We start from the raw sequence: 22,512 nt of genomic DNA on the forward strand, positions 1-22,512 counted from the left end.
CCGCCAATTGGCGGGGCCATTTTATTCCGCTTCTGTTTGGGCAGAAGGAACAATCTCCTTTTCGGGCTCTTCTTTTGCTTCCTTGTGATAGTAGGCAAAGCGGCTGATCAATCCGGCCAGAACCATCAGCGACGCGGATTCGCTCCGATTCCATGTGCGGTTGGTCGTCACATCGTCGCAGCCGACAAAGCCGCGGATACTTCCCCGCTGATCGTACAGCACGCAGTGCAATGTGGAACGTGTGGAAGGACTTTGCCTTAAAAAGTAGGTATCCTCCGTTTCATGCACATCATAACAGCGGAACAGGCCCCATTCATCAAAGCACTGGTAATGCAGCCCCAGTTCTTCCAGTGAAAGCTTCTGCGCCCTGCCGAAGATCGGCTCCACATTCGGCGCACACCATTCACACGTTACGGTACATTGCAGGCGGTCCTCCGGGCATTCCACCAGATACACACGGCCAACGCTCAATACCCGGCCGATCATTCTCAAAACCGAGCCCATCCCGTCGGGGCTCCCGCCTGAGGTGAGAAGCTCTTCCGTCGCTTCAAACACAAGGTGCGGGTCGACCCGATAATCCGGCGTTATATCGCGGTGAATTTCGGTCACGTAAGAGGCTGTTTTCAAAGCGCTCAAATCACGTTCAAGTTCTGCGATTTTAGAATAAAAGACCATGTCGCCTTTTCCATGGCGCTTTGAAACATACAGCGCCTGATCGGCCTTATGGAACAGCTCCTCATATTCCGTTCCATCCAAGGGAGAAAGGGAAACACCCACGCTCGCGCTGAGCAGGTGCTGCATATTCGACAGGGATTCGGACTGCTGGAACATGCGGCAGACCTCCTGCGCCCTTTCGCGGATGGTATTGAGATTCTTCTCTCCGCGCAGAAAAACGAGGAATTCATCGCCGCCGATTCGGCCGACTACCCCTTTTTCTTCAAACTTCAGCTTTAATATCCGCGAAAACTCCACCAGTACGGCATCGCCGTGCAAATGGCCGTAAGTATCGTTGATCTCTTTGAAATTATCGATATCGATCATCAGGATCGCATGACTGCGGTCCGATTCATAGGAAAGGTACTGTCGGATCAAGGTCTCCGTCATCGTTTTATTGTACAGCTTGGTAAACGGATCCCTTTGGGCACGCTCTACCAGCTCGAGCATTTCTTCCTTCTGGCGGTTCATGTTGACGGCCTTCCCCACCATTCTGGTGATGCGGCCGGAATCGTCCGTGATCGCGGCACCGATCAGATGATACCAGTAGTACCTGCCGTCCTTGTGGCGAAAGCGAAGGATCGTGTTGGACATTTTGATATTGTTGCGCAGGTTCTGAATCAAATCGACAAAAACGGGGATATCCGCGGGGTACACGCTTTTCTCCCGCAAAACCTTCTCGCTGTACTGGCTGATGACGGCCGGCACCCCGGTTAAATTGGCATATTTGTCTGACAGGCGAAGCGTGTCGGTGAGAACGTCGTAATCGAACAGGATATCTTCTGAGATGCTTTGCCGGATGATATTGCGCTGATCGTGCTGGAGCTCGTGCATGATCCTGCGGTAGCTGGTATTATCGCTCACCAGCATCTGGATTTCCCAGCCATTCTGTGTTTTGTCGATCACAGAAATCTGCGCCGTTGCCCAGACATAGGAACCGTCTTTCCGCTGGATTTTATATTCACACGTCAACGGGCGGCCAGTCCCCTGAGACAGCCAGTCGAGGATGTGACGGAACATCTTCTGGTGATTTCCCGCATAGACCCTGCAAATCCCCGTTGACGAGCGCTCAAGCTGCAGATATTGCTCCCTGGTATAGCCGAAAATCCGGAAATAGTTGTCCGAAGCGTCGATAAAGGTGAATTTCTTTTTATCGAAACCCGCGATCAAAACACCGCCGGCAATCCCCCGAATCAGGGCTTTCAGCCGAGCCCTCGCCTTTTTTGCCTCCCGACACTCATTGATCTCGTCTGTTATATCCATGAGTGTGCAGACAAGCTCTCCCTTATCGTTTCGGGTCCCATATTCCATACAGTATGCTTCGCCCCTGTCCTTGGTAAGGACGCGGTACCTGACATAAAAAAATCCGGCAGCGGCAGTCTGATCTTCCACAGAGGAATAAAAAGCCTGCCGGTCTTCCGGATGCACCAGTCTACAGTAGTCTTGCTGAAACTTTTCTTCGAATTCTTTTCTCGTATAGCCAAAGAGTGCAAGGCAGCGGTCGCTGATCTGCAAAACGCGGGACCGCGGCCTTTTTTGCCCTGTTTTCTTACGAACCATTGCAACGCTTTGATTCCAATTCTGAAATGTTTCAGAGGCGGAATCCGTTATTCCGTGAGTTTCTCTCTTTTTCTCTCTCCCCATAAAAGGTCGTCTCCCATGCAGCACGGGTTCCCCGGCAATCAAAATCAGTGATCATCATTCAAATTATAGCCGATCATTTTCGGGATTACAACCGCAACACTTTGAATCACCTGAGAATAAATAAGAGCGACTCGTTGTTTTTTAGGGCATTTTGCCGAGATTTTACACCTATAATGAGTATGATTACCCATTTTCCTTCCCATTTTTCTTCGCGATCCTTGTTTTATAGAAGAAGATCGCCCCTACAACGAACAGAATGATCAACACAACGAGAGTGGCATGCGCGTACAGGTCGATATATCCTGCAACGCGTTCCCACGATTCCCCTGCGAACACGCCCAGATGCACCAATACGGTATTCCACAAAAAGGTACCCGCGGTGGTGTACAGCAGAAACACGCCCATCGACATTTTTGTCATACCGGCCGGGATGGAAATAAGGCTGCGGATGATCGGGATAAAGCGGCAGGCGAAAACGGTGATTCTCCCCTTTTTCTCAAACCAATGTGCCGCGCGCTCCACGTCTTCGCGTTTGAAATGCAGCATCTGGCCCAAACGTCCATCGAGCCAGCCTTCAATCCGCTCCGGCGGGAAAAATCGCCCGATACTGTACAGCACCAGGGCGCCGATCACCGCGCCGACGGTGGCCGCGATCACGACCCCCCATACCTGCATATCTGTATACGTGGTAGAAAAGCCGCCAAAGGTCAAAATCACTTCGGAGGGGATCGGGGGAAATACATTCTCTATAGCAATCAGCAGCATAATTCCAATATATCCAAACTGATTCATCGTCTGGATGATCCATTCCTGCATTGCAACGTGCTCCTTTCCTGTGTTCCTGCGATTTCACGATTCCGATGATAGCAGAAACATGACAGGCAGACATGACGAAAGTGTAAATTTTCGGTCAACATTTCAGAGTTTGGCGGAATTCTTGGCGGATTCCGCCTGCTCGTCCGCTAATTCCTCATCGGAAGCAGGCGCTTTTTTCCCTGCGGCGGGGTCCGGCACCTCGACAGGCGGCTTCCCCATCACTTCTTCTTCCGATATTTCTTTTTCCTTGAGCTTTAATTCCGTTTCCTGACGCAGCAGCGCGTAAAATACGGAGAACAGCGGCACACCAAGCAAGATACCGATCACGCCGAACAGATTGCCGAACAGCAGAATCGCGACCATCACCCATAGGCCGGGCAGGCCGATGGAGCTGCCCACCACGCGGGGATAGATGACATTCCCCTCAAACTGCTGGAGCAGAACGAGGAAAATCAGGAACCACAGGCTGTATATCGGGTTGATCATCAGCAGGACAAACGCACCCATTGCGCCGCCCAAATACGCACCCAGAATCGGGATCAGGCTTGTCATGGAAATGATCACGCTGATCATCACCGCGTAAGGCAAACCCATAACGGACATGCCGATGTAGCACAGCGAGCCGATGATGATGGCCTCTGTCATCTGTCCGGTGACAAAGCCCGAAAAAATCCGGTTGGTCAGCACGCCCACCGCTACCATACGCTGCGCTTTGTCCTTGGGGAGAAACGCGTATAACACGCGGCGAATGTTGCGGATCATCCGCTCTTTCCCGAACAGGATGTAGATGGAGAAAATCACGCTCAGCACGAACGAAATAATGCCGGAAGCCACGCTGATGGTGGCAGACACCAAAGAGGTAGCCAGATCGCTGACGGTCGAGGTGACCTTTTCCAGCGGCTTGGTCCAGTCGATTTTCAAAAGACTCTGGGTTTCCTGACTCCAGTCGAACTGCTTGGACATGTCCGTCAGCCACTGTGAAAGCTGATTGATATAGGCGGGCAGATTCTCTGAAAAGAAGCTGAGGGAACTGATGAATTCCGGCACGATATAGACGATGATCAGCCACACAACCAGCGACAAAAAAGAGAACGCCAGTAAAATGCTGATGCCCCGCCGGAATTTCAACCAGATTTTCCAGCCCTTTTGGTTCAGAGGATAAAACAGCTTGTTTTCAAAAAAACGTACCAGTACATTCACCACATAGGCGACACCGATGCCGACCAGCAACGGCCCAAACAAAGACAGAATGTAAGAAATGACAAAGGATACATTCTCAATATGAAACACAAGAAAAATCAGGCCAACGGTGAACACAATAAAAAAGATCATCTTACCGCGGATCTTCTTCCACAGCTTGGGATCCGACAGGATTTCTTCCCAATTCATACCTGCCGCACAACCTTTCCAAAAATATAGTATCTGAACACCGCTCTGAAAAAGCGGTTCGTTTTCTCCCCGCCTTCGGCGGGGAGAAAACTGCTGTTTGTATCAAAGTACCTTTTTCCAGTGATTTGGCAATAGCCTTGTTTTTCATGCTAACGCAATCGCAGAGAAAAGTCAACGAAAAGCATGACGGTACTGCTTTGAATTTCCAATCATAATAGCATGGCCCGTTTGGGCCCGGATATTTGGCGCACAGCTTTCCAGTTTCGTTTGTTTTTTGCAGAGTACGATATTTTCCCATCAGAAACAGATTGACACGAAAAACAATCCGCTGTATATTAGTTAGGTAAATATAATTATAATAACCTAATTAAATGAGGTGCTTTTATGGATCCGACAAGGGCGATCGACCGATTGTATTACAATATCATTCTCAATGAACTGCGCATGATGAACGAGAGTAACCTGTATCACAGCATCACTTATAACAGTCTGCTTTATCTCGACCTGATCAGCTATACGGAAAACTGCACCGTAAGTTTTCTGGCCGGCGTGCTGCGGGTCGCAAAATCCTCTGTAACGTTAAAAGTAAATGAGCTGATCAAACAGGAGCTTGTCGAAAAGAAGCAGAGCGAACAGGACCGCAGGGTTTACTTTCTGACGGTGCGGCCTGAAATCCTTGAAGAATTCAAAAAGCTTGATCAAGCGACGAATTATTCCGTAGAGCAGGTGAAAAAGCAATATACGCCCGACGAAATGAACCGTTTCTGCGAAATGCTGGATGCATTCAGCAGTTACTACAACGATTATTCTGAAAACACAACGAAAGCGAAAGGAGATTCCCGTGAACCAGAAAGCAATTGAGCATCGGGCGCTTCTGATCGGGATCGCCGCAAATATTCTGATGGGCGCAGCGGGATTATGCGTGTATTTCATTACCGGAATAGAGGCGCTTTTTCTTGATTCCGTGTTTACCCTGATCGCCGTACTATCCGGTATTGTTGCCGCAGTTATTTCGAAACGAAGCAGCCATACCAGTGAAACGTTTCCATACGGTCTGTTTGTTTTAGAGCCGATTTATGTCATATTCAAATCCATACTGATGCTTTTTCTGATGGCCTTCACTACAATCAGTGTATCCCAAAAGGCAATCCTCTATTTCACAACCGGGATTGGCGACCAAATGGACATTGGTCCCGTCGTTCCTTATGAGATCATTATGATAATACTGTGTGCTGCATTGTTCTTTTTCTATCGGGATCAAAATAAGCGCATCGACAATACAAGCGTTCTGTTAGGGGCGGAATCAAAAGGCACCTTGGTTGACGGGTTGATGTCCGGAGGGATTGGTGCGGCGGCTGTCGCCATTTCGTTCATTAGCGAAAACGGCCCTTTGTCTTTCTTACTGTATACGGGAGATTTTTTCATTACCATTATTCTGGTACTGTTCTCTATTAAGGAACCTTTCATTATATTGAAGGAAGCCTTTATTGAACTGGCTAACGGAGTGGTTACCAAAGGAAAAATAAAGCTGCAGATAGAGGAAATCATCCAAAAGAATCTGCCCAAAGATACGCTACTCAGCAAATGCCTGATTCATAAAATCGGCATGAGCTTTCGGATCGCGATCCACCTGAACAGCAGTAAGGATATCATCAGCAAAGAGGAATTGGCAGAAAAGGCTGCCGCAATCGAAAAAGAGCTGGCGGGCACCTACGATTATATTAAAATCAGCTTTGTATTCCCATAAATGAAGCTTTCAGACAAAACGCTGCGGCGGATTGACCGCCGCAGCGCTTTTTATTATTCCTGACGGATTGCGGTAAGCGCGCTGATTTTGACAGCGCGGTTTGCGGGGGAAAAACCGGAAACCAGGCCCACCATGGTTGAAAACACCAGCGCCCCCAAAGCCAGCCAGGCCGGAATAATCGAAATCTGCCCTCCGGCCCCGAGGCCCATCACGCCCCCCCCGTTCGCCGCGAGGGTATTGATGAGAAATGACAGCATATAGCTGAAAATAAGGCCCGCCACGCCGCCGATAAAGCCGATCATTCCGGCTTCGATCAAAAACATGGCGCGGATATTCCCGATCACACAGCCAAGTACCTTCATCACACCGATCTCTCGGGTACGCTCATAAATGGACATGATCATCGTATTGGTGATCCCCAGTGCCGCGACCAGCAGCGAAATCGCGCCCAGACCGCCCAGAATCATCTGGATGGTTCTGGTCTGCTGCTCTACGGATTCGCGGATGCTGTCCATACTGTACGTCTGAAAGCCGAACGCCTTGATGGAATCCTGCACCGACTCGACCGACTTAATATCGAGTGCCTTGACCACGGCGCCGTTATACTGGAACTTTTTCGATTTGTCCACCTTGATATTGTTCAGCTTATTATACTGATCCACCAAAGACCGCGCATACTTGACATCCATAAACACGCTGTAGCCGGGCGAGGGGTTCTTGCTCCAGTCCTGCGCCATGATGCCTAGTCCTTTGAGCTTTATGGGCTTTACCGTCTTTTTGTTGTTGTCGTCGGTCTTTCGCAGCACCAGCTCCAGCTTATCTTCCATCGGGTTCACATACGGGTCCGGAACTTTTCCGGTGGCATCCGGTTCCGGGTAGATCATATTATTGTTGTTCTTCTTGCTGTTGTAGAAATTATATAGAGCGTCCTTCCCAAACAGGATCGCGCCCTCCTCTACGGTTCCCTCCGGCAGCTTACCCGCTTCCATCTCATAGCCAAACTCAGAAAGGGCATCCATATACACGCCGGTGATCTGCCCGCCGTATACGTATTTGCCGCTGCGAATCTGAAAGGCGGAGGAATCCACATCAAACATCGGAGTCAGGGTCTGCACGCCCGGCAGCGCTCGGATTTTCTCCAGCATGGCATCGTCGAGCGGCTCCGCATCGGGGCTGGGGCTGTAGTTTTCTATCTGGATCACCGTCAGATCCCCCATGCTCTGCATCATGTCGTCCGTTGTCTTTTTGATGCCGATACCAAAGGAGAGCATTACCACAATGGCACAGGTACCGATGACAACACCGGCCACTGTCAGCAATGTGCGCACCTTGCGCTTGAACAGGCTGCTCAGGCTCATGGCAACCATATCATTCCATTTCATGGCTGATCCTCATTCTGATGCTGCCCATCCTGCAGCTCCGGCGTCTGCGGCTGCACGTCGTCATAATCATCCTCCTGCTCCAGCAGGGCCTGGCGCTTTGCGACACGCTTGCGGCGAATCAGCACTACGGCTGCGGCCCCTCCGGCCACCACGGCCAGAATGAGCACCCATATCCAAATCGGTATACCGGAGGACTGCTCCGGCATCGGCTCGCTGATGTCTGGGCCCATACCGCCCTGATCAACGGGCATCGCCGGCTGAACCTCGCAGGAGAACTCTTTGATGATTTCACGTGTTTCCCCGTTGGGGTCTTCGTAAGTAATCGTGGCCTTCCCCTGCAGCGTCCCCTCTTCCGTCGGGGTCAGGGTCGTATCGTAGCTGTCGGAAGAACCGGATTCCACATTGCCGATATAGATATTTGTTTCCGGCGCGGTGAAATTGCCCTCCAGCAAAACGGAAAGATTATAAACGGTGCTCTTACCCTTGTTGACATAGCTGATGGACAGCTGACCGTCCGTTCCCATCTGGATCGGCCCCTGCACCTCTGCGTTCGTCACCTCAAAGCGATCCGGCTGCGTGAGCGGAATGGAGATCGTTTCCGTCGCCGTGATCTGCTCGTGCTTGGTATCTGCGGAGGACTCGTACTCAAACTTTACGTCGATGCCATAGGATTTTGGCTTGGCGTCCGCTTTGGGGTATAGCTCAATCGATTTATCGATGGAAGCGCCTGCCCCCAGCTTCGAGATAAAGAACGTATTGGAAGAATTGGCCGGTGTGAAAACACCGCCGGTATCTTCGTCCGCCGTAGAAGTAATGGTGATTTTCAGGTTCTGAATCGCTGTGCTGGTATTCGCGTTGCGAAAGCGGAGCGAGAGCGGGAACGTTTTGCCGCCAGTCACCGAGGTTCCGCCAAAGCTATAATTCTCGATGATGATGATCGGCTTTCCGCCGCTGGAATCGCCCGTTCCCACCACAGAGACAAATACCTTGGTAGCGACGGCCTCCGTCACCTCGTCCGAAGTGAGGTTCACCCCGACCGCGTAGTTGCCCGTTTCCATTTTGGAAGCGGCCTGCATGTTAAAGGAAATCGTTGCGGTAGCGCCGGGGGCCAGGCTGGCGACCGACTTTCTGTCGAGCGAGCCGACGACCGTAAAGCTCTCTGTCGCAAGACCGTCGAGAGCGGCATTGATATTGTGATACGTCTGGCTGCCGGTATTCTTCAGCACCAAATCCATGCGGAAGGTGCTGCCGGAATAGATGGTGGAACGGTCCAGCTTATAGGAATCGATCATCACGCCGCCCTTTCCCTGGGCGCTGTCCAGCACCTGAAGATAGGCGGTTACCTCTTTCCCGTTGATCGTCAGAGTGATCGGATAAATCCCTGCCGCAACGGAGGAATCCACACGAAGAGGAAGATTTAAGTACTTTTTCTCCCCCGACACAAAGCTCATCGTATAAACGGAGCCGGCCGAGGTGAGCAGGATTTTCGGTTCTGCCGGCAGCTTCACTTCGATCTGCGCGTCCTCCAGCGTATCGCCGCTGATGAGAGGGATTCCCACTGTGGCGCTGGTTCCGGAAATAATGGTCGGTGTGGAGCTGTTTTCATCCACACGCACCGTGTTATCCGCAGAGCCTTCGCCGGGGATCAGGGTTTTGCGGATGCTGATTTTATTTTTGGTTTCGATTTCGGTTCCCTTGGAAGCATCATTGCTCGTATAATATGTAATCGAAAACTGCAGCACGCCGGGACCGGAACCGGAATAAGTGAGATAGTTTTCCGGCATATACAGGGTATAATAAAGACCATCGCCTTCCTCGGTATCCGTGGGAGATATTTGACTTTCCAAGATAGTAAATTCATTTTTCTTGATCCGTATGGCCCCATTAGGACTACTCACCTTAATAATTGCGCTCTTAGCATATTTATTTATTTCGGTGTCATCATGATAGAAGCGGATACTTGCCTCAAACGAATTTCCAGTCTGCACTGTGGATGGTGAAATGGTAGCGGAGATAATCTGCGGGTCCGCAACCGTAGGCGCTTCCGCCGATACCATCACGGGAAACATCTGCAGCAGCAGAACCGCCGTAAGTACAAACGCCGCCAAAGAGCGCATTTTTTGAAATTTCATTCCGCTTTTCCTCCTGATACCGTAGTCAATTCCTGTGCTTTTTCCTGCCGCTGTGCAGGGAAAGCAGATTCATTCGTATGATCTGCCTGAATATTTCCGTCCACAATGGTGACGATTCGGTCCGCGTAGCGGGCGATATCCTGGTCATGCGTGACCAAAATCAGGGTCTCCTGATATTCCCGCGCCATGCCGACCATAATCTCCATCACTTCTTTTGTCGTTTTGCTGTCCAGGTTGCCCGTCGGCTCATCCGCAAATATGATCTTGGGGTGCGCCACGAAGGCGCGCGCAATACCGACCCGCTGCTGCTGCCCGCCGCTCATCTGCGTCGGCCGATGCAGCAGACGGTTGCCCAGACGCACCGCGTGCAGCATTTTGACCGCCTCGCGATTTCTCTGGTCTTTGCTGATTCCCCGAAACATCAGCGGCATGGCGACGTTTTCAATGGCACTCAGCGTCGGCATCAGATTGTAGGACTGGAACACGAAGCCGATATTTTTCTGCCGAAACAGCGCCAGATCCTTTTCGGAAAGCGCCGTGACCTCTACGTCATCTATCACAACCCGGCCCTTCGACGGCTTTTCCAACCCTGCCATAATATTCAGCAGCGTTGATTTTCCCGAACCGGAGGTTCCTAATATACAGCATATTTCCCCCGATGCAACCGTCAGATTGATGCGACTGAGCGCAACAATCTTTTCCTGGTCCACCCGGTATACCTTACGAAGGTCCTCCACACGAATCAGGCCCATGTCAAACTCCTTTGCCGATACTCTCATTTTCCTCATTATACCAATGAACCGGAAAAATTATTTTCTTTAAAAGAAAATATATTTACAGTTACGATAACAAAATAGCTACAAAATTGAAATTTTTGTTAGAAATTTGTCCTGCATGATTCCAAAATGAGAGAAAAAAGGAAGAACTTTGTCCTTCTTTAATAGTGTCATAGCTATTCTGATCCTATTAAGAATTTCTTAAATTATTGTATCTGTCCAAAAACAACTTGTTTTTCAAAATAAAAAAAATTATACTTGTAAAAATAAAAATCTATCAAGAAAATGAAAAACGAACTGTAAAATGAAAACAAAAAGTCAAAAACAAAGGAGATTTGAGCTATGGCACTGAGATTTGCAACTCCTGAAGACGCCCCGCGTCTGATATCGATTTATGCCCCTTACATTTTAAATACCTGCATCACTTATGAATACACGGTTCCTTCTGTGGAGGAATTTGCGGAACGAATTCGCAGCATCGGCAGCAAAATGCCTTATCTGGTTTACGAAAGCGACGGAATCATCCTTGGGTATGCATACGCCGCACCTCATATGACACGGGCTGCCTACCAATGGGATGCGGAGCTTTCCATTTACATGGACGAGCAGCACCACCGCGGCGGAATCGGCACCATGCTTTACAAGACGCTGATTGCCCTGCTGAAAGAACAGGGGTACTACAATCTGTATGCCCTGATTTCCGTACCCAACGACCGCAGCATTGGCTTCCACCGCTCCCTGGGCTTTGAACAGGTTGGCGTTTACCCCCACACAGGATATAAATTGGGCAGGTGGAACGACCTTGCGATTCTGGAGTACTGCACCCAGCCGCTGCTGGAGCACCCCGTCCCGACAAAGTCCATTCGCGACCTGCCCAAAAACCGGATTGAGGAAATATTTGAATCTATGCAGCGAGTGCCGCAGATTTCACGGTGACCGGAACGGTTTTCAGGCCACCGTCACTGGTAGTAACCAAAATCGTTGCGCTGCCGGACCCCTGATACACAACGCGATACTTTGCTCCGCGCGGGTCATTCGCATTGACAAGCTGAACCGAGGCAACCGCCGGGTTCGAGCTGGTCACGGTGACCTGCGTTCCGGTCTGGTAGGGCTTTACGATGAACTCGGAATAAACGCCCGACGCACCGGACAAAGAAGCGGTATCCAGCGCAGCGCCCCTTGCGATCGCCGTGCGCATCACGCGGTACTGCGACCAGTCGGCCACGTTGTCAAACTGCGTGCTGACAGCGACATAGCCCGCGGAATCCCAGGAATAATGCTGGTTGACCCCGCCGGTCATCGCGGCGTCGCTTTTGAGCAGCGCATACGTCTGCACCACTCCCGCACGGTCGGGAACCGGGTCATCCCAGGTTGCATCCACGTGATACCATTCGCCGTTATACCGCACCATGTTCCACGCGTGGTTCATCGCCGTGCTCTGCACCACAATGCCGGGAATTCCGAGCTTCTGCATCAGCAGCTGAAACGCGGCTGCATACCCCTGGCAAACTGCTTTCTGCTTCACCAGCGCTCCGTATGCCGTGTAGGCATCATGCGGGGCGCTGTTCGTTTCTACGCTGGTATCGTAGGAGCAGTTCAGCACCAGATAATCATGAATCGCCACGATCTGCTGCAGCTGCGTCATGTCGGAGGTGATGACCGAAGAAATCACCGCCTGCGCGGCCTGCTCGATCTGGGCCGTTTTGGCCGCTACCTCTTGCTGAGAAACATCGTACTGCGGCCATAATCCATAGACTATTTCCTGATTGTCAATCGTGTATTCATAAGAGACGACACTGGCGATCTGCGGATAATTTGTAAACGAAGAGTAATTGAGGATTCGCAGCAGCTGATCCTTCGTAATCTGGTACTGTCTTAAATCCAGCACACTGACACCGTTCATCAGCCCCTCAGAGATCGCCGTCTCAGCCACTTTGGCGTTTTGATCCATTGCCAGAAGAGAAACCGCCGCAGCCGACTGTGTCTGTTCAGAGGAGCTCTGCAAATACTGGGAAAACTCAACTGTTTCTGTATGTAAAACAGGAGTTTGCTGCGCCCCTGCAACAGCGGCCATACTTCCCATCAGCGTCAGAGAAAGCAGGAGGCTGCAAATTCTCTTTTTCCAGTTTACCCTAAATAACGCATTCATTCGAAAACACGTCCTTTCATGGTTGTTATCCATATTTTAACAGGTAGAAGAATTATGTAAAGGGTAAATTCATAAATTTTTGCCTTCTAATGGAAATTTAACCGCTTTTGTTTCCTTTTTTTGTGCTATAATCATTTTAAAGCCCGTTTTAAAACACAAACGGGAGCAAAGCTGATCAAATGACAACCAGCATTTCTTTCCTGAATGCTTACATGCTTTTGGCTCTCTTTTCTTACAATTATTTTCATATTGCTGATGACCAACGAGCGGGAGGACAGACCATGAACAAAGAAGAACAAGTCATAGTGGCTTTCAGAGACTTATATCACAAGATGAGTTGGCTCAATAAGCTGAAGATGGAAGACAGTCTGAAGGAGTATAAGTCCTCTGAAGTGCACTGCATCGAAGCCATTGGAAAAAATGCAGATTCCAACGTGACAAAACTTGCGGAGTCCTTTTATATGACCAGCGGCGCCATCAGCAAATTAACGAAGAAGCTCATAAAAAAAGGCGTTATCGAAAGCTACCAGAAGCCGGATAACAAGAAAGAAATCTATTTCAGGCTCACTGAGAAGGGCAAAGAAGTTTATAACATCCACGAGGAACTGCACAAAGAGTTTCAGGAGCGGGATAAAACCGTATTTGAGCAGGTAACTGAGGAACAATTCGACGATATGCTTCGCTTTGTGGAACAATACAGCAGGCATTTGGATGAAGAGATCAAGAAGCTGGATGTCAATATGAAGCCGGAATAATTGGAACCATTCAGAATCAAACCACAGGCAGCCCAACTCCATGGAGAACGGGCTGCTTTTTTTATTGCAAAATTTTGTTGACAAGGAAGCTAAATGGTGATACGATGATTTTGCTTCCAAGGAAGCTAAATCACAACCTTTGAAGGGAGAACTTCAGTGTCCATATTTCAATCACACAATGAACCGAACATAGAACAGACCGTAGATAAAAAGGCTTTCCTCTTTGGTCTTATGTCTGTGTTCCTTTGCGGAATAGGCTTCAGCATCATAACCCCTGTCGTCCCATTCTTAGTACAGCCTTATATCAGCAATCCGAAAGATCAGGCGATTGTTGTTACGCTGCTGACCTCTGTTTATGCAGCCTGCGTATTTTTCGCGGCCCCCGGACTTGGCGCTTTGAGCGACAGATACGGGCGTCGTCCATTGCTCCTGGTATGCCTTTTGGGTTCCGCGATCGGATACCTGGTGTTTGGCATAGGAGGCGCTCTGTGGGTACTGTTTGCCGGGCGCATCATCGAAGGGATCACCGGCGGAAGCATCAGCACGATCTTCGCCTATTTTGCAGACATCACCCCCAGAGAACAGCGAACCAAATACTTTGGATGGATCAGTGCAATTGCGGGCGTAGGCGCCGCCATCGGGCCTACCGTAGGCGGATTACTTGCCAGGTTTGGGTATTCCATACCTATGTACTGCGGAGCAGTCATCACCCTACTCAATTTTGTTTATGGAATGTTATATATGCCTGAGAGCCTTGATAAGAATCACCGACTGAAAGAGATTCCCATTGTAAGACTGAATCCGTTCACACAGCTTTTAAATGTGCTTTCTATCAAGAATCTGAAAAGACTGCTGATTTCGGCGTTCCTGCTTTGGATCCCCAATGGAGCTTTACAGGCGGTTTTTTCACAGTTTACAATCGATACTTTCCATTGGGAGCCCGCAATCATCGGACTGATGTTTTCGATCATGGGCGTTCAGGACATCCTTTCACAGGGTTTCATCATGCCAAGGCTTCTGCTGAAACTGAGTGATGCACAGATCGCAATCCTCGGAATGCTTTCAGAGATCATGGGCTACAGCCTGATTGCGGTATCGGCCCTGTTCTCATTCTATCCGTTTTTTATCGCTGGAATGTTTCTCTTTGGCTTTGGCGATTCGATCTTTGGCCCCTCATTCAACGGGATGGTCTCTAAGTCCGTCGATTCCAGCGAACAAGGGAGAGTTCAAGGAGGCAGCCAATCGATTCAGGCTTTGGCAAGAATCATTGGGCCGATCACCGGAGGTCAAATCTATGTATCACTTGGTCATGCCGCGCCCGCTTTTATGGGGATGCTCCTGATCGCTGCGGCAATCCCAGTTTTGTATCGAGGCACGCATGTAACTGCAGAAACTGCCTGATTCCTTCCGGCAAGCAATCCCAACAGAATAGAAGAACGCACCCGCCGCACAAACAAAAAAATGTCGTTCGGCGGGTGCTTTATTTTGACGCCTGAGAACACTAATTTATCTGCTTTGCGGTTTCGGCCGCCTGGCAGCTTTTTGATAGGCATTTTTGTAAAATTATGTTATAATAACCTCACACCGCAAACCAAGGCAAAGCCTTGGGCGGCTGAGAGAACATTGAATCATCAGTTACGTGGTTTCTGTCCACTCGCTGCCTTTCCGCAGTTCCGTTTTCAAGATTTATGATATAATAGCAAAAGCAAAGCCTTGGGCGGCTGAGAGGACATTGAAACAGGATAGACACCTGCCGTATGCGGGCTTTTTGAAAGAATACATGCTTTTGAAGTTCCATCATGTTATAATAACTTCGCGCCGCAAGCAAAAGCAAAGTGTAAAACGAACCGGATACTTATCAAATCCCCACCGAAAGGATGCCTTACATGTTTGGAACCATCGTCAACACCATCGCCATCGCTATAGGAGGAACTCTTGGCCTGCTTTTTCAGAAGCGCCTGAATTCACGGATTGAGGAAAGCCTTTACAAGGTTTTGGGAGTGGCGATTTTTATTCTAGGCATGAACGGCGTGATCGGTTCCATGTTCACGGTCAAGGACGGGCAAATTTCCAGCGGCGGGGAACTTCTTCTGGTGATCAGTCTGGTGCTGGGCACAGTCGCGGGTGAGCTGTTAAAAATTGAGAACCGGCTCGAATCCCTGAGCCAGAAGGTAGAACAGAAGATGCAGCTTTCCGGGTTTTCCAGCGGATTCGTTGCCGCCTCGATCTTATACTGTGTTGGGGCTATGGCAATTGTGGGCGCGATCAACGACGGTCTGCGGGGCGACAGCAGTACGCTGCTGGTAAAAAGCATTCTGGACGGCGTCAGCGCTGTCATCATGGCGTCCACACTGGGAGTCGGCGTTCTTTTCAGCTGTATTCCCGTTCTTCTGTATCAAGGCTCGCTTTCGCTGCTTTCCGGCTGGATCGGCCCGGCTCTGACGGACGCACTGCTGGATCAGATCTGCATGGTGGGCTACGCCATCGTGATGTGCATCGGCATTAATTTCTGGGGAGTCACCAAGATCAAAACAGCAAATCTTCTGCCTGCTATTCTGATTCCGATTTTATACTACGGGGTTACTTCCCTGATCCCATAAAATAAGCCGGCATCCCATTGGGTGCCGGCTTTCCTGATTCCATTAGAAAAATATTACGCTCCCGACGGAACGGCGATTCCCTCCTCTACCAGATCGGTAACCGTCTGATTTTTTCCCTTGCGCTTGGCCTCATAAAGAGCGGCATCGGCGCGATTGAAAAGAGTACTGCCCTCCTCCCCCGGCTGATACTGAGCGATTCCGCCGCTGAAGGTCACATGTATCACGCCGATACAGGAAAGGCGGCTGTCGGAAAAATGCCGTCTGAGCTGCTCAATGCGTTCATAAGCCTGCTCGCTTGTCATGCCCTTGAAAATAATACCGAATTCCTCGCCGCCGTAGCGCGCTACAAATTCTCTTCTCGGCGAAAAGACCATGCCCATCAGATCGGAAAGGCCTTCCAGCACCTGATTGCCTGCGGAATGGCCATATGTATCGTTGATTGCCTTAAAATTATCGATATCGAGAATCGCCATGGAGAATACCTCATTCTGCTGCTCGGCAAGCTTGACGCTCTCTTCGAGCTTCTTGAAAAAGGTATGCTGATTATACAGGTTTGTCAGCGGGTCCATTTTGACCTTTCGATCAAGAATCAGCTGGGCCTGATAACTGGAAATCAAATCTGCTTTTCTCTCCTCTATGTAAGTCATGATAATGTTGGAGAGAAAGCATGCGATCAGAACCAGAAAAAAAGCCACCGCGATGTTTCGACCCAGGAACAGATCGTTTTCGATCAAAAAGTAGGAATGTGCGGCGCATACGCTCATGGCCACCAAACTGGCTGCGCAGATCAGATACATTTTTTTCCTGCTGACAAAAACTGCAGACAGTACAATCGGCAAAACAAATACAGACAATGCACTGATCAATGTGTAATGCACCCACACGGTGACAGAACAGAGAAAGATGGTTGCAGCGATCATGCTGTCGTTTTTGCTAACTTCCGTAACCGTATCTTTCGTCTGAATCGTATGGTTCAGCAAAAGACAGCTATAATTGAAAACAGATGGAAAAAAGATGTGCGTGCGAACGTACAGAGCACTGTCTTTGGGGGGCAAGTCCCCCGAATCGATCAAATAAAAATAAGAAGTTACTTCCAGTAAAGTGACAGCGATTGCCATAAACAAAAGAATACAGTTGATTTGTTTTCTCCATTTGGTGAGCTTCATGTCCGGCATTTTGATCCGCAACGTCAATCACTTCTCAGTCAATTTTTCCAACATTATATCATATGACTTGCAATAAGAATAGGTCTTTCTGTCATTTTTTGTATTTAGATAAACATTTTTTGTCTTTCTTAATCTTCCATATTATGGAAAATTTAGCATTATAATTTTGAAATAAAATATTTTTCGTGCATTTTCTTTTTGTTTTTGCATAGGCAGTTCGACAAAATTTGCTTCCTGTCTTTGTTTAATTAAATAAAATATTTTATATAGCAGTATAATTGTAGCGGGTTTTACCTAAAAATAGAATACATTCTGCTACATGGAATTTGAGCCGAAATAATCATTCAAATTTGCTGTTTAAAAGAGACACATGTCTCTTTTAAACAATCGACACTTTTCTTGCACAGACCTTGCGGCAGATGCGGCATTGTGCTATACTATGGATATTTTGAGGAAAGGGGGAAACAGCTATTTTATTAACAGTTGACATTGGAAATACTCATATTACACTGGGCGGCTTTGAGCAGGAAACCCTCGTCTTTGTCGCAAACCTGCTGACAGGCCCTTACCGGACGGAAGATCAATACGCAGTAGAGCTTTTGCAGATTATGAATCTGCATCACGCAGAGCCGGAAGAAGTGGACGGCGTTGTTATTTCGTCTGTTGTCCCGGAGGTATCTGCCCCAATTCAGCGGGCATTGGCGCACATTTGCGGGGTACAGCCGCTGCTGCTTGGCCCCGGCGTAAAAACTGGGCTGAATATTCTGATCGATAACCCGGCGCAGCTTGGCACCGACCTGGTAGCAGATGCTGTGGCTGCCATTGCCAAATATCCTCTGCCGTGCGTGATTTTTGATCTGGGCACCGCGACCACCGTCAGCTTTCTGGACAAGAATGGAAATTATTTAGGGGGAATGATTTGCGCGGGCGTGAATATCATGCTGCACGCATTGACGACCCAGACCGCGCTGCTTCCTCACATCAGTTTACAAAACCCGAACCATTTCATTGGCAAGAACACCGTGCAGTGCATGCAGTCCGGCCTGCTGTACGGTACAGCTGCCATGCTGGACGGCCTTGCTGCGCGATTTGCCACGGAGCTTCACGAGCCCCCAACCCTGATCGCCACAGGCGGAATGGCCAATCTGGTCATGCAGAACTGCGTGAGTCCGTTTATTGTGGACAAGCACCTGCTGCTCGACGGGTTGCGGCTCATTTACGAAAAGAACCGCAAAAAGCCCCAAGCTCCCCGGTCAAAACAGGAGTGATCCCTGTGCTTGATAAATCTTAATGTGTTGCGCTGCATCCAAACATTGGAGCAGCAGCAAGGAGGAAACATGAAAGCGAATAAAAGAATCCTGTTCCTGGCACAATTTTCTATGCTGTTGGCGATCCAGATCGTTGTATGCTTTACGCCGCTGGGTTCCATCCCGATCGGCCCCATGGTCGCTACTCTGGCAGGTGTACCGGTCATTATTACTGCCATCATGCTTGGCACAAAGGCCGGCGCGCTGATGGGCTTTTTTACCGGCCTGTTCAGCTTTTTGGTCATGACCTTCACCCCTCCGTCCCCTGTTGCATTCGTGTTCACGCCCTTTTACAGCATCGGCGAAGCCAAAGGCAACTTCTGGAGCCTTGTCATTTGCTTTGTGCCCCGTATTCTGATCGGCGTGGTTGCCGGCGTGGTCTTCCAGGCCCTCAGCAGAGCACTGAAGGGTAAGAAAAGCGCCAAGGTCATTCCCTATGCAGTCAGCGGCGTGCTGGGCAGCATGACAGCCACCATTCTGGTTCTGGGCGGCATCTACGTTTTCTTTGGCCAGGCTTATGCCGCAACCCTTGGGATGAGCTATGAACTTCTGCTGGGAGCACTCGGAATTACCGTTGCCACCAATGGTCTTTTGGAAGCCGTGATTTGCGCGATCGCTGCCACCGCGGTATGCTATCCTCTGCGCAAATACAGCACCTCTGCTCTGACCGAATCAACATAATCCACCGTGTGAAAAAAAGGCCCTGGGCGGAAAACACCGCCCGGGGCCTGCTGTACGGTACCGCCGCCATGCTCTGGATAGACTGCTTTGCGGCTTGCCGCGGAATTGCACGTCTCCCAAACCTCGGCCGCCGGTACAATGGCAAATCTGATGATGCAGAACTGCGTGAGTCCGTTTATTGTAGGCAAGCATCAGCTGCTCGCCGGTCTGCACCCCGTTTCCAAAAAAACGCAAAAATCCGAAGCTTTTTCCGATCAAAACAGGGATGTCCCCTGTTCTTGATAAATCTATGTATTGCGCTGCATCCAAGCATTGGAGCAGCAGCAAGGAGGAACTATGAAAACAAACAAAAGAATCCTGTTTCTGGCTCAATTCTCTATGCTATTGGCAATCCAGATCGTCGTATGCTTTACGCCGCTGGGTTCCATCCCGATCGGCCCCCTGGTTGCCACTCTGGCGGGTGTACCGGTCATTATTACCGCCATTATGCTTGGCACAAAAGCCGGTGCGCTGATGGGCTTTTTTACCGGCCTGTTCCGATTTCTGGTTGCGACTTTCGCACCCACATCCCCAGTTGCGTTCGTGTTCACGCCCTTCTACAGCATCGGCGACGCGAAAGGTAACTTTTGGAGCCTTGTTATCAGCTTTGTGCCCCGCATTCTGATCGGCGTGGTTGCCGGCGTCGTGTTCCAGGCACTCAAAAAAGCGCTGAAGGGCAGGAAAAGCGCGAAGGTGATCCCTTATGCAGTCAGCGGAATTCTGGGCAGCCTGACCAACACGGTTCTGGTTCTGAGCGGAATATACGTCTTCTTTGGCCAGGCCTATGCCGCGACCCTTGGAATGAGCTATGAGCTTCTGCTGGGAGCACTCAGCGTCACTGTTGCCACCAATGGAATTTTAGAAGCCGTCGTCTGCGCGGTTGCCGCCTCCGCAGTGTGCTATCCCCTGCGCAGATACAGCACCGCCGCCCTGGCCGAATCAACATAATTGATGATAAAAAAACAGCCCCGTGCGATTCTTCGCCCGGGGCTTCGTTACAATCAAAAAGTCCACCGGCAATGCCGGTGGACTTTTTCATCAACGCTCAGGACTGATGGAAGGTCAGGCAGCTGGTCTCCCCTTTTTCAGAAGCGCCGCTGCCGCTGATGCAAATGCTGCTGGCCGCGCAGCTGCCGCCCGCATTATAAGAACAGTTTGTAGCGGTACAGTCGACGGGCATGGACTCATTTGGAATCGAGCCGACCATTGAATTGGAAAACGCCCCATCCTGCTGGGAAACGTAAGAAGAACAGCAGGTCTGCTCGCTGTTGAAGGCCATCGCTCCCGACACCCTGATATTGGGCAGGCAGCAAAAATTAGCGGAGTTATTAGCACAGGAATTTACGTGACACTCCAGTTTCGTCATGACGCAACACCTCATTTTGAATTGATGCTGCTAGTATTTGCATGAACGAATTCCTTATGCGTTTCAGGCCGCCGAAAAAGCCGCTCAATCGTTTTCTTTGATCAAAAAACGGTTTTCCGTCACACTGAAAATCCCGCTGTCTGTCAGGCGGATTTCGGGAATTACGCACAACGACAAAAAGGAAAGATTTTGAAAAGGATCCAGAGTTTCCGGCACTCCCATGCTCCGGCAAAGCTTTCCCATTTCGTACTGAGCCGACGCGACATCCAGATCGGCCTGCTCTGTAAACAGGCCCGCCACCGGCAGCGGCAGCACCTGCTGCACTTTGCCGCCGGAGCACACTGCATACCCGCCCTGGCAGGCGCGCAGCGCATCGATGGCGCAGAGAATGTCCGCATCGTTATCGCCGATTACGATCAGATTGTGAGAGTCGTGGGCGATCGTAGAGGCGATCGCTCCGTTTTTCAGGCCAAAGCCCTTCACAACGCCTACCCCAAGCTGACCGGAATCGCTGTGGCGCTGTACCACCGCGGCTTTGAGCAGATCGCCCTGCGGCTGGAACACACCGTTTTCCCCGGGCAGCTCCAGGTATTCCAGGCGGGTGAGAATCTCGCCGGGCACCAGCGTGATCACCGGGAAGTCCTTCTGTGCGGGCAGAGCCAGCTGACCCGCTGAAAGGGCGGGAATATGCACGCTGTGCGTCAGCTCCGGCCCCGCCATAGGCTGCGGAGTACCGGTGATTTTCTCTGACGCGGGAACACCGTCCTTATAGACCTGAACGATCCGGAATTCCTCCAGATCATCCACCACCACCAAATCGGCGCGATAGCCCGCGGCGACCGCGCCCAGATCGCGCAGACCGTAGAAACGGGCCGGCTGAATGGTCGCGCAGCAAATCGCCGTGACCGGGTCAAGCCCCAGGCGGATGGATTTGCGGATGTTATGGTCAATATGACCCTGGCGCTTGACATCATCCAGATGCAGATCATCGGTGCAGAACGCGAAGCGGTCAAACGGCAGGCCGTCTTTTAACGCACCGGACACGATCGCTTCCAGATTCCGCGCGGCGGAACCTTCCCGAATCTGCACCAGAAATCCGGACTGCACCCGCTCCAGCGCTTCCTCATAGGTGGCGCATTCGTGGTCGGTATGAACCCCAGCCAGACGGTAGGCCTGCAGCTCATTCCCCCGAACCGACGGCGCGTGGCCGTCGATCACGCCGTGCCGCATCAGCTCGATTTTCTCGAGCAGGTCTGCTTTTCCGCTCAGCACGCCGGGGCAGTCCATCACTTCGCCAAGACCAAGCACGCGGGGATGACGGCACAGGCGTTCCATCTGAACGGCGTCGTACACAGCGCCGTTATGTTCCAGACTGTTGATGGGAACGCAGGAGGGCAGCATCAAATAAACGTTGACGGGGACATCCTCGCTCGCGCGAAGCATGTATTCCATTCCCCGCTCCCCCGCAACGTTGACAATTTCGTGCGGGTCGGCGATCACGGTGGTGGTGCCGTGCGGCAGTATCTGCCGCGAAAACAGGCCGGGCGAGGTCATAGAGGATTCGATATGTACATGGGCGTCGATCAAACCCGGGCACACATAGCGCCCGGCAAGGTTCACCTCACGCTTTCCGCGGTACTCCCCTACGCCGACGATCATGCCCTCCTGAATCGCCACATCTGCGATTCGCACGCGCTTGGAAAACACATCCACCACGTTTGCGTTTTTCAGCACCAGCTCCGGCAGCTCTTTTCCCAAAGCATACGAAATCCATTCTTTTTTCCATTTCATCACAGCCTGCCCCCTTTTCCGTTCGCCTGCATTCGTTTTTTATCTGTAAAAGTTTAAA

Annotated in this window: 19 protein-coding genes; 9 read left to right on the forward strand and 10 right to left on the reverse strand. The window is 50.5% G+C overall.

All coding sequences use genetic code 11. The features are described from left to right. Nucleotides 1-21: 21 nt before the first annotated feature. From TY09_RS04340 to TY09_RS04350, 3 genes are all read right to left on the reverse strand, one after another. Entirely contained in the window at nt 22-2,358 is a 2,337-nt protein-coding gene (locus TY09_RS04340) for a GGDEF domain-containing protein (protein ID WP_042431502.1), read from the reverse strand. A gap of 183 nt (nt 2,359-2,541) precedes the next feature. After that, nucleotides 2,542-3,174, reverse strand: a complete 633-nt coding sequence (locus TY09_RS04345) for a DedA family protein (protein ID WP_009062934.1) — start codon at nt 3,172-3,174, stop codon at nt 2,542-2,544. Nucleotides 3,175-3,276: 102 nt separating this feature from the next. Beyond that, on the reverse strand, nt 3,277-4,563 hold the full coding sequence (locus tag TY09_RS04350; protein WP_042431504.1) for an AI-2E family transporter: 1,287 nt from the start codon (nt 4,561-4,563) through the stop codon (nt 3,277-3,279). A gap of 384 nt (nt 4,564-4,947) precedes the next feature. On the opposite strand from TY09_RS04350, the gene TY09_RS04355 reads away from it, so the two are divergent. Both TY09_RS04355 and TY09_RS04360 read left to right on the forward strand, forming a co-directional pair. Continuing rightward, a complete protein-coding gene (locus TY09_RS04355) occupies nt 4,948-5,424 on the forward strand; it encodes a MarR family transcriptional regulator (RefSeq protein ID WP_052335553.1) in 477 nt (158 codons plus the stop codon). Beyond that, nucleotides 5,405-6,310 (forward strand): cation transporter, encoded by a 906-nt coding sequence (locus TY09_RS04360; protein ID WP_042431506.1) that lies wholly within the window; start codon nt 5,405-5,407, stop codon nt 6,308-6,310. Before TY09_RS04355 ends, TY09_RS04360 begins: the two co-directional genes overlap by 20 nt. Nucleotides 6,311-6,363: 53 nt before the next feature. Here the strand turns inward: TY09_RS04360 and TY09_RS04365 are convergent, their stop codons facing one another. The 3 genes from TY09_RS04365 to TY09_RS04375 are packed head-to-tail and all read right to left on the reverse strand — an operon-like array spanning nt 6,364 to nt 10,603. After that, nucleotides 6,364-7,692: an ABC transporter permease gene (locus tag TY09_RS04365; RefSeq protein ID WP_042431508.1), complete on the reverse strand. Its 1,329-nt coding sequence runs from the start codon at nt 7,690-7,692 to the stop codon at nt 6,364-6,366. After that, the gene (locus tag TY09_RS04370; protein ID WP_042431510.1) at nt 7,689-9,824 is read right to left on the reverse strand and encodes a COG1361 S-layer family protein; all 2,136 of its coding nucleotides are present in this window, start codon (nt 9,822-9,824) and stop codon (nt 7,689-7,691) included. The genes TY09_RS04365 and TY09_RS04370 overlap by 4 nt, the downstream gene beginning before the upstream one ends. Further along, a complete protein-coding gene (locus TY09_RS04375; RefSeq protein WP_009063126.1) occupies nt 9,821-10,603 on the reverse strand; it encodes an ABC transporter ATP-binding protein in 783 nt (260 codons plus the stop codon). Before TY09_RS04375 ends, TY09_RS04370 begins: the two co-directional genes overlap by 4 nt. Nucleotides 10,604-10,942: 339 nt before the next feature. Here TY09_RS04375 and TY09_RS04380 point away from each other — a divergent pair, with 339 nt between their 5' ends. Beyond that, nucleotides 10,943-11,536, forward strand: a complete 594-nt coding sequence (locus TY09_RS04380; protein ID WP_042431512.1) for a GNAT family N-acetyltransferase — start codon at nt 10,943-10,945, stop codon at nt 11,534-11,536. On the opposite strand, the gene TY09_RS04385 is transcribed toward TY09_RS04380, so the two are convergent. Then, nucleotides 11,505-12,749: a transglutaminase domain-containing protein gene (locus tag TY09_RS04385; RefSeq protein ID WP_042431514.1), complete on the reverse strand. Its 1,245-nt coding sequence runs from the start codon at nt 12,747-12,749 to the stop codon at nt 11,505-11,507. The genes TY09_RS04380 and TY09_RS04385 overlap by 32 nt on opposite strands. Before the next feature lie 281 nt (nt 12,750-13,030). Here TY09_RS04385 and TY09_RS04390 point away from each other — a divergent pair, with 281 nt between their 5' ends. From TY09_RS04390 to TY09_RS04400, 3 genes are all read left to right on the forward strand, one after another. Next, a complete protein-coding gene (locus TY09_RS04390; protein WP_042431584.1) occupies nt 13,031-13,504 on the forward strand; it encodes a MarR family winged helix-turn-helix transcriptional regulator in 474 nt (157 codons plus the stop codon). Between the two features lie 156 nt (nt 13,505-13,660). Beyond that, the gene (locus tag TY09_RS04395) at nt 13,661-14,905 is read left to right on the forward strand and encodes an MFS transporter (RefSeq protein WP_042431516.1); all 1,245 of its coding nucleotides are present in this window, start codon (nt 13,661-13,663) and stop codon (nt 14,903-14,905) included. 485 nt (nt 14,906-15,390) lie between these two features. Next, a complete protein-coding gene (locus TY09_RS04400; RefSeq protein ID WP_042431519.1) occupies nt 15,391-16,104 on the forward strand; it encodes a DUF554 domain-containing protein in 714 nt (237 codons plus the stop codon). Nucleotides 16,105-16,157: 53 nt separating this feature from the next. Here TY09_RS04400 and TY09_RS04405 read toward each other — a convergent pair whose 3' ends face one another. Then, nucleotides 16,158-17,291, reverse strand: coding sequence for a GGDEF domain-containing protein (locus TY09_RS04405; protein WP_042431521.1), 1,134 nt, complete (start codon nt 17,289-17,291; stop codon nt 16,158-16,160). A 449-nt stretch (nt 17,292-17,740) separates the two neighbouring features. Between TY09_RS04405 and TY09_RS04410 the strand changes: the two genes are divergently transcribed. From TY09_RS04410 to TY09_RS04425, 3 genes are all read left to right on the forward strand, one after another. Continuing rightward, entirely contained in the window at nt 17,741-18,538 is a 798-nt protein-coding gene (locus tag TY09_RS04410) for a type III pantothenate kinase (RefSeq protein ID WP_042431522.1), read from the forward strand. 69 nt (nt 18,539-18,607) lie between these two features. After that, nucleotides 18,608-19,258: an ECF transporter S component gene (locus tag TY09_RS04415; RefSeq protein ID WP_009063060.1), complete on the forward strand. Its 651-nt coding sequence runs from the start codon at nt 18,608-18,610 to the stop codon at nt 19,256-19,258. Nucleotides 19,259-19,594: 336 nt separating this feature from the next. Further along, the gene (locus TY09_RS04425; protein WP_042431525.1) at nt 19,595-20,245 is read left to right on the forward strand and encodes an ECF transporter S component; all 651 of its coding nucleotides are present in this window, start codon (nt 19,595-19,597) and stop codon (nt 20,243-20,245) included. Nucleotides 20,246-20,342: 97 nt separating this feature from the next. Here TY09_RS04425 and TY09_RS04430 read toward each other — a convergent pair whose 3' ends face one another. After that, nucleotides 20,343-20,663, reverse strand: a complete 321-nt coding sequence (locus TY09_RS04430; RefSeq protein WP_035316776.1) for a DUF1540 domain-containing protein — start codon at nt 20,661-20,663, stop codon at nt 20,343-20,345. An 84-nt stretch (nt 20,664-20,747) separates the two neighbouring features. After that, nucleotides 20,748-22,454, reverse strand: a complete 1,707-nt coding sequence (gene ade / locus TY09_RS04435; protein ID WP_042431527.1) for an adenine deaminase — start codon at nt 22,452-22,454, stop codon at nt 20,748-20,750. Between the last annotated feature and the right edge of the window lie 58 nt (nt 22,455-22,512).

The organism is Faecalispora jeddahensis, assembly GCF_000577335.1.
Lineage (GTDB): Bacteria > Bacillota > Clostridia > Oscillospirales > Acutalibacteraceae > Faecalispora > Faecalispora jeddahensis.

Coding starts and splice junctions, on each gene's coding strand:
- TY09_RS04340 (WP_042431502.1), bottom strand. CDS start 2,358: ATGGGGAGAGAGAAAAAGAGAGAAACTCACGGAATAACGGATTCCGCC.
- TY09_RS04345 (WP_009062934.1), bottom strand. CDS start 3,174: ATGCAGGAATGGATCATCCAGACGATGAATCAGTTTGGATATATTGGA.
- TY09_RS04350 (WP_042431504.1), bottom strand. CDS start 4,563: ATGAATTGGGAAGAAATCCTGTCGGATCCCAAGCTGTGGAAGAAGATC.
- TY09_RS04355 (WP_052335553.1), top strand. CDS start 4,948: ATGGATCCGACAAGGGCGATCGACCGATTGTATTACAATATCATTCTC.
- TY09_RS04365 (WP_042431508.1), bottom strand. CDS start 7,692: ATGAAATGGAATGATATGGTTGCCATGAGCCTGAGCAGCCTGTTCAAG.
- TY09_RS04370 (WP_042431510.1), bottom strand. CDS start 9,824: ATGAAATTTCAAAAAATGCGCTCTTTGGCGGCGTTTGTACTTACGGCG.
- TY09_RS04375 (WP_009063126.1), bottom strand. CDS start 10,603: ATGAGAGTATCGGCAAAGGAGTTTGACATGGGCCTGATTCGTGTGGAG.
- TY09_RS04380 (WP_042431512.1), top strand. CDS start 10,943: ATGGCACTGAGATTTGCAACTCCTGAAGACGCCCCGCGTCTGATATCG.
- TY09_RS04385 (WP_042431514.1), bottom strand. CDS start 12,749: ATGAATGCGTTATTTAGGGTAAACTGGAAAAAGAGAATTTGCAGCCTC.
- TY09_RS04390 (WP_042431584.1), top strand. CDS start 13,031: ATGAACAAAGAAGAACAAGTCATAGTGGCTTTCAGAGACTTATATCAC.
- TY09_RS04400 (WP_042431519.1), top strand. CDS start 15,391: ATGTTTGGAACCATCGTCAACACCATCGCCATCGCTATAGGAGGAACT.
- TY09_RS04415 (WP_009063060.1), top strand. CDS start 18,608: ATGAAAGCGAATAAAAGAATCCTGTTCCTGGCACAATTTTCTATGCTG.
- TY09_RS04425 (WP_042431525.1), top strand. CDS start 19,595: ATGAAAACAAACAAAAGAATCCTGTTTCTGGCTCAATTCTCTATGCTA.
- TY09_RS04430 (WP_035316776.1), bottom strand. CDS start 20,663: ATGACGAAACTGGAGTGTCACGTAAATTCCTGTGCTAATAACTCCGCT.
- ade (WP_042431527.1), bottom strand. CDS start 22,454: ATGAAATGGAAAAAAGAATGGATTTCGTATGCTTTGGGAAAAGAGCTG.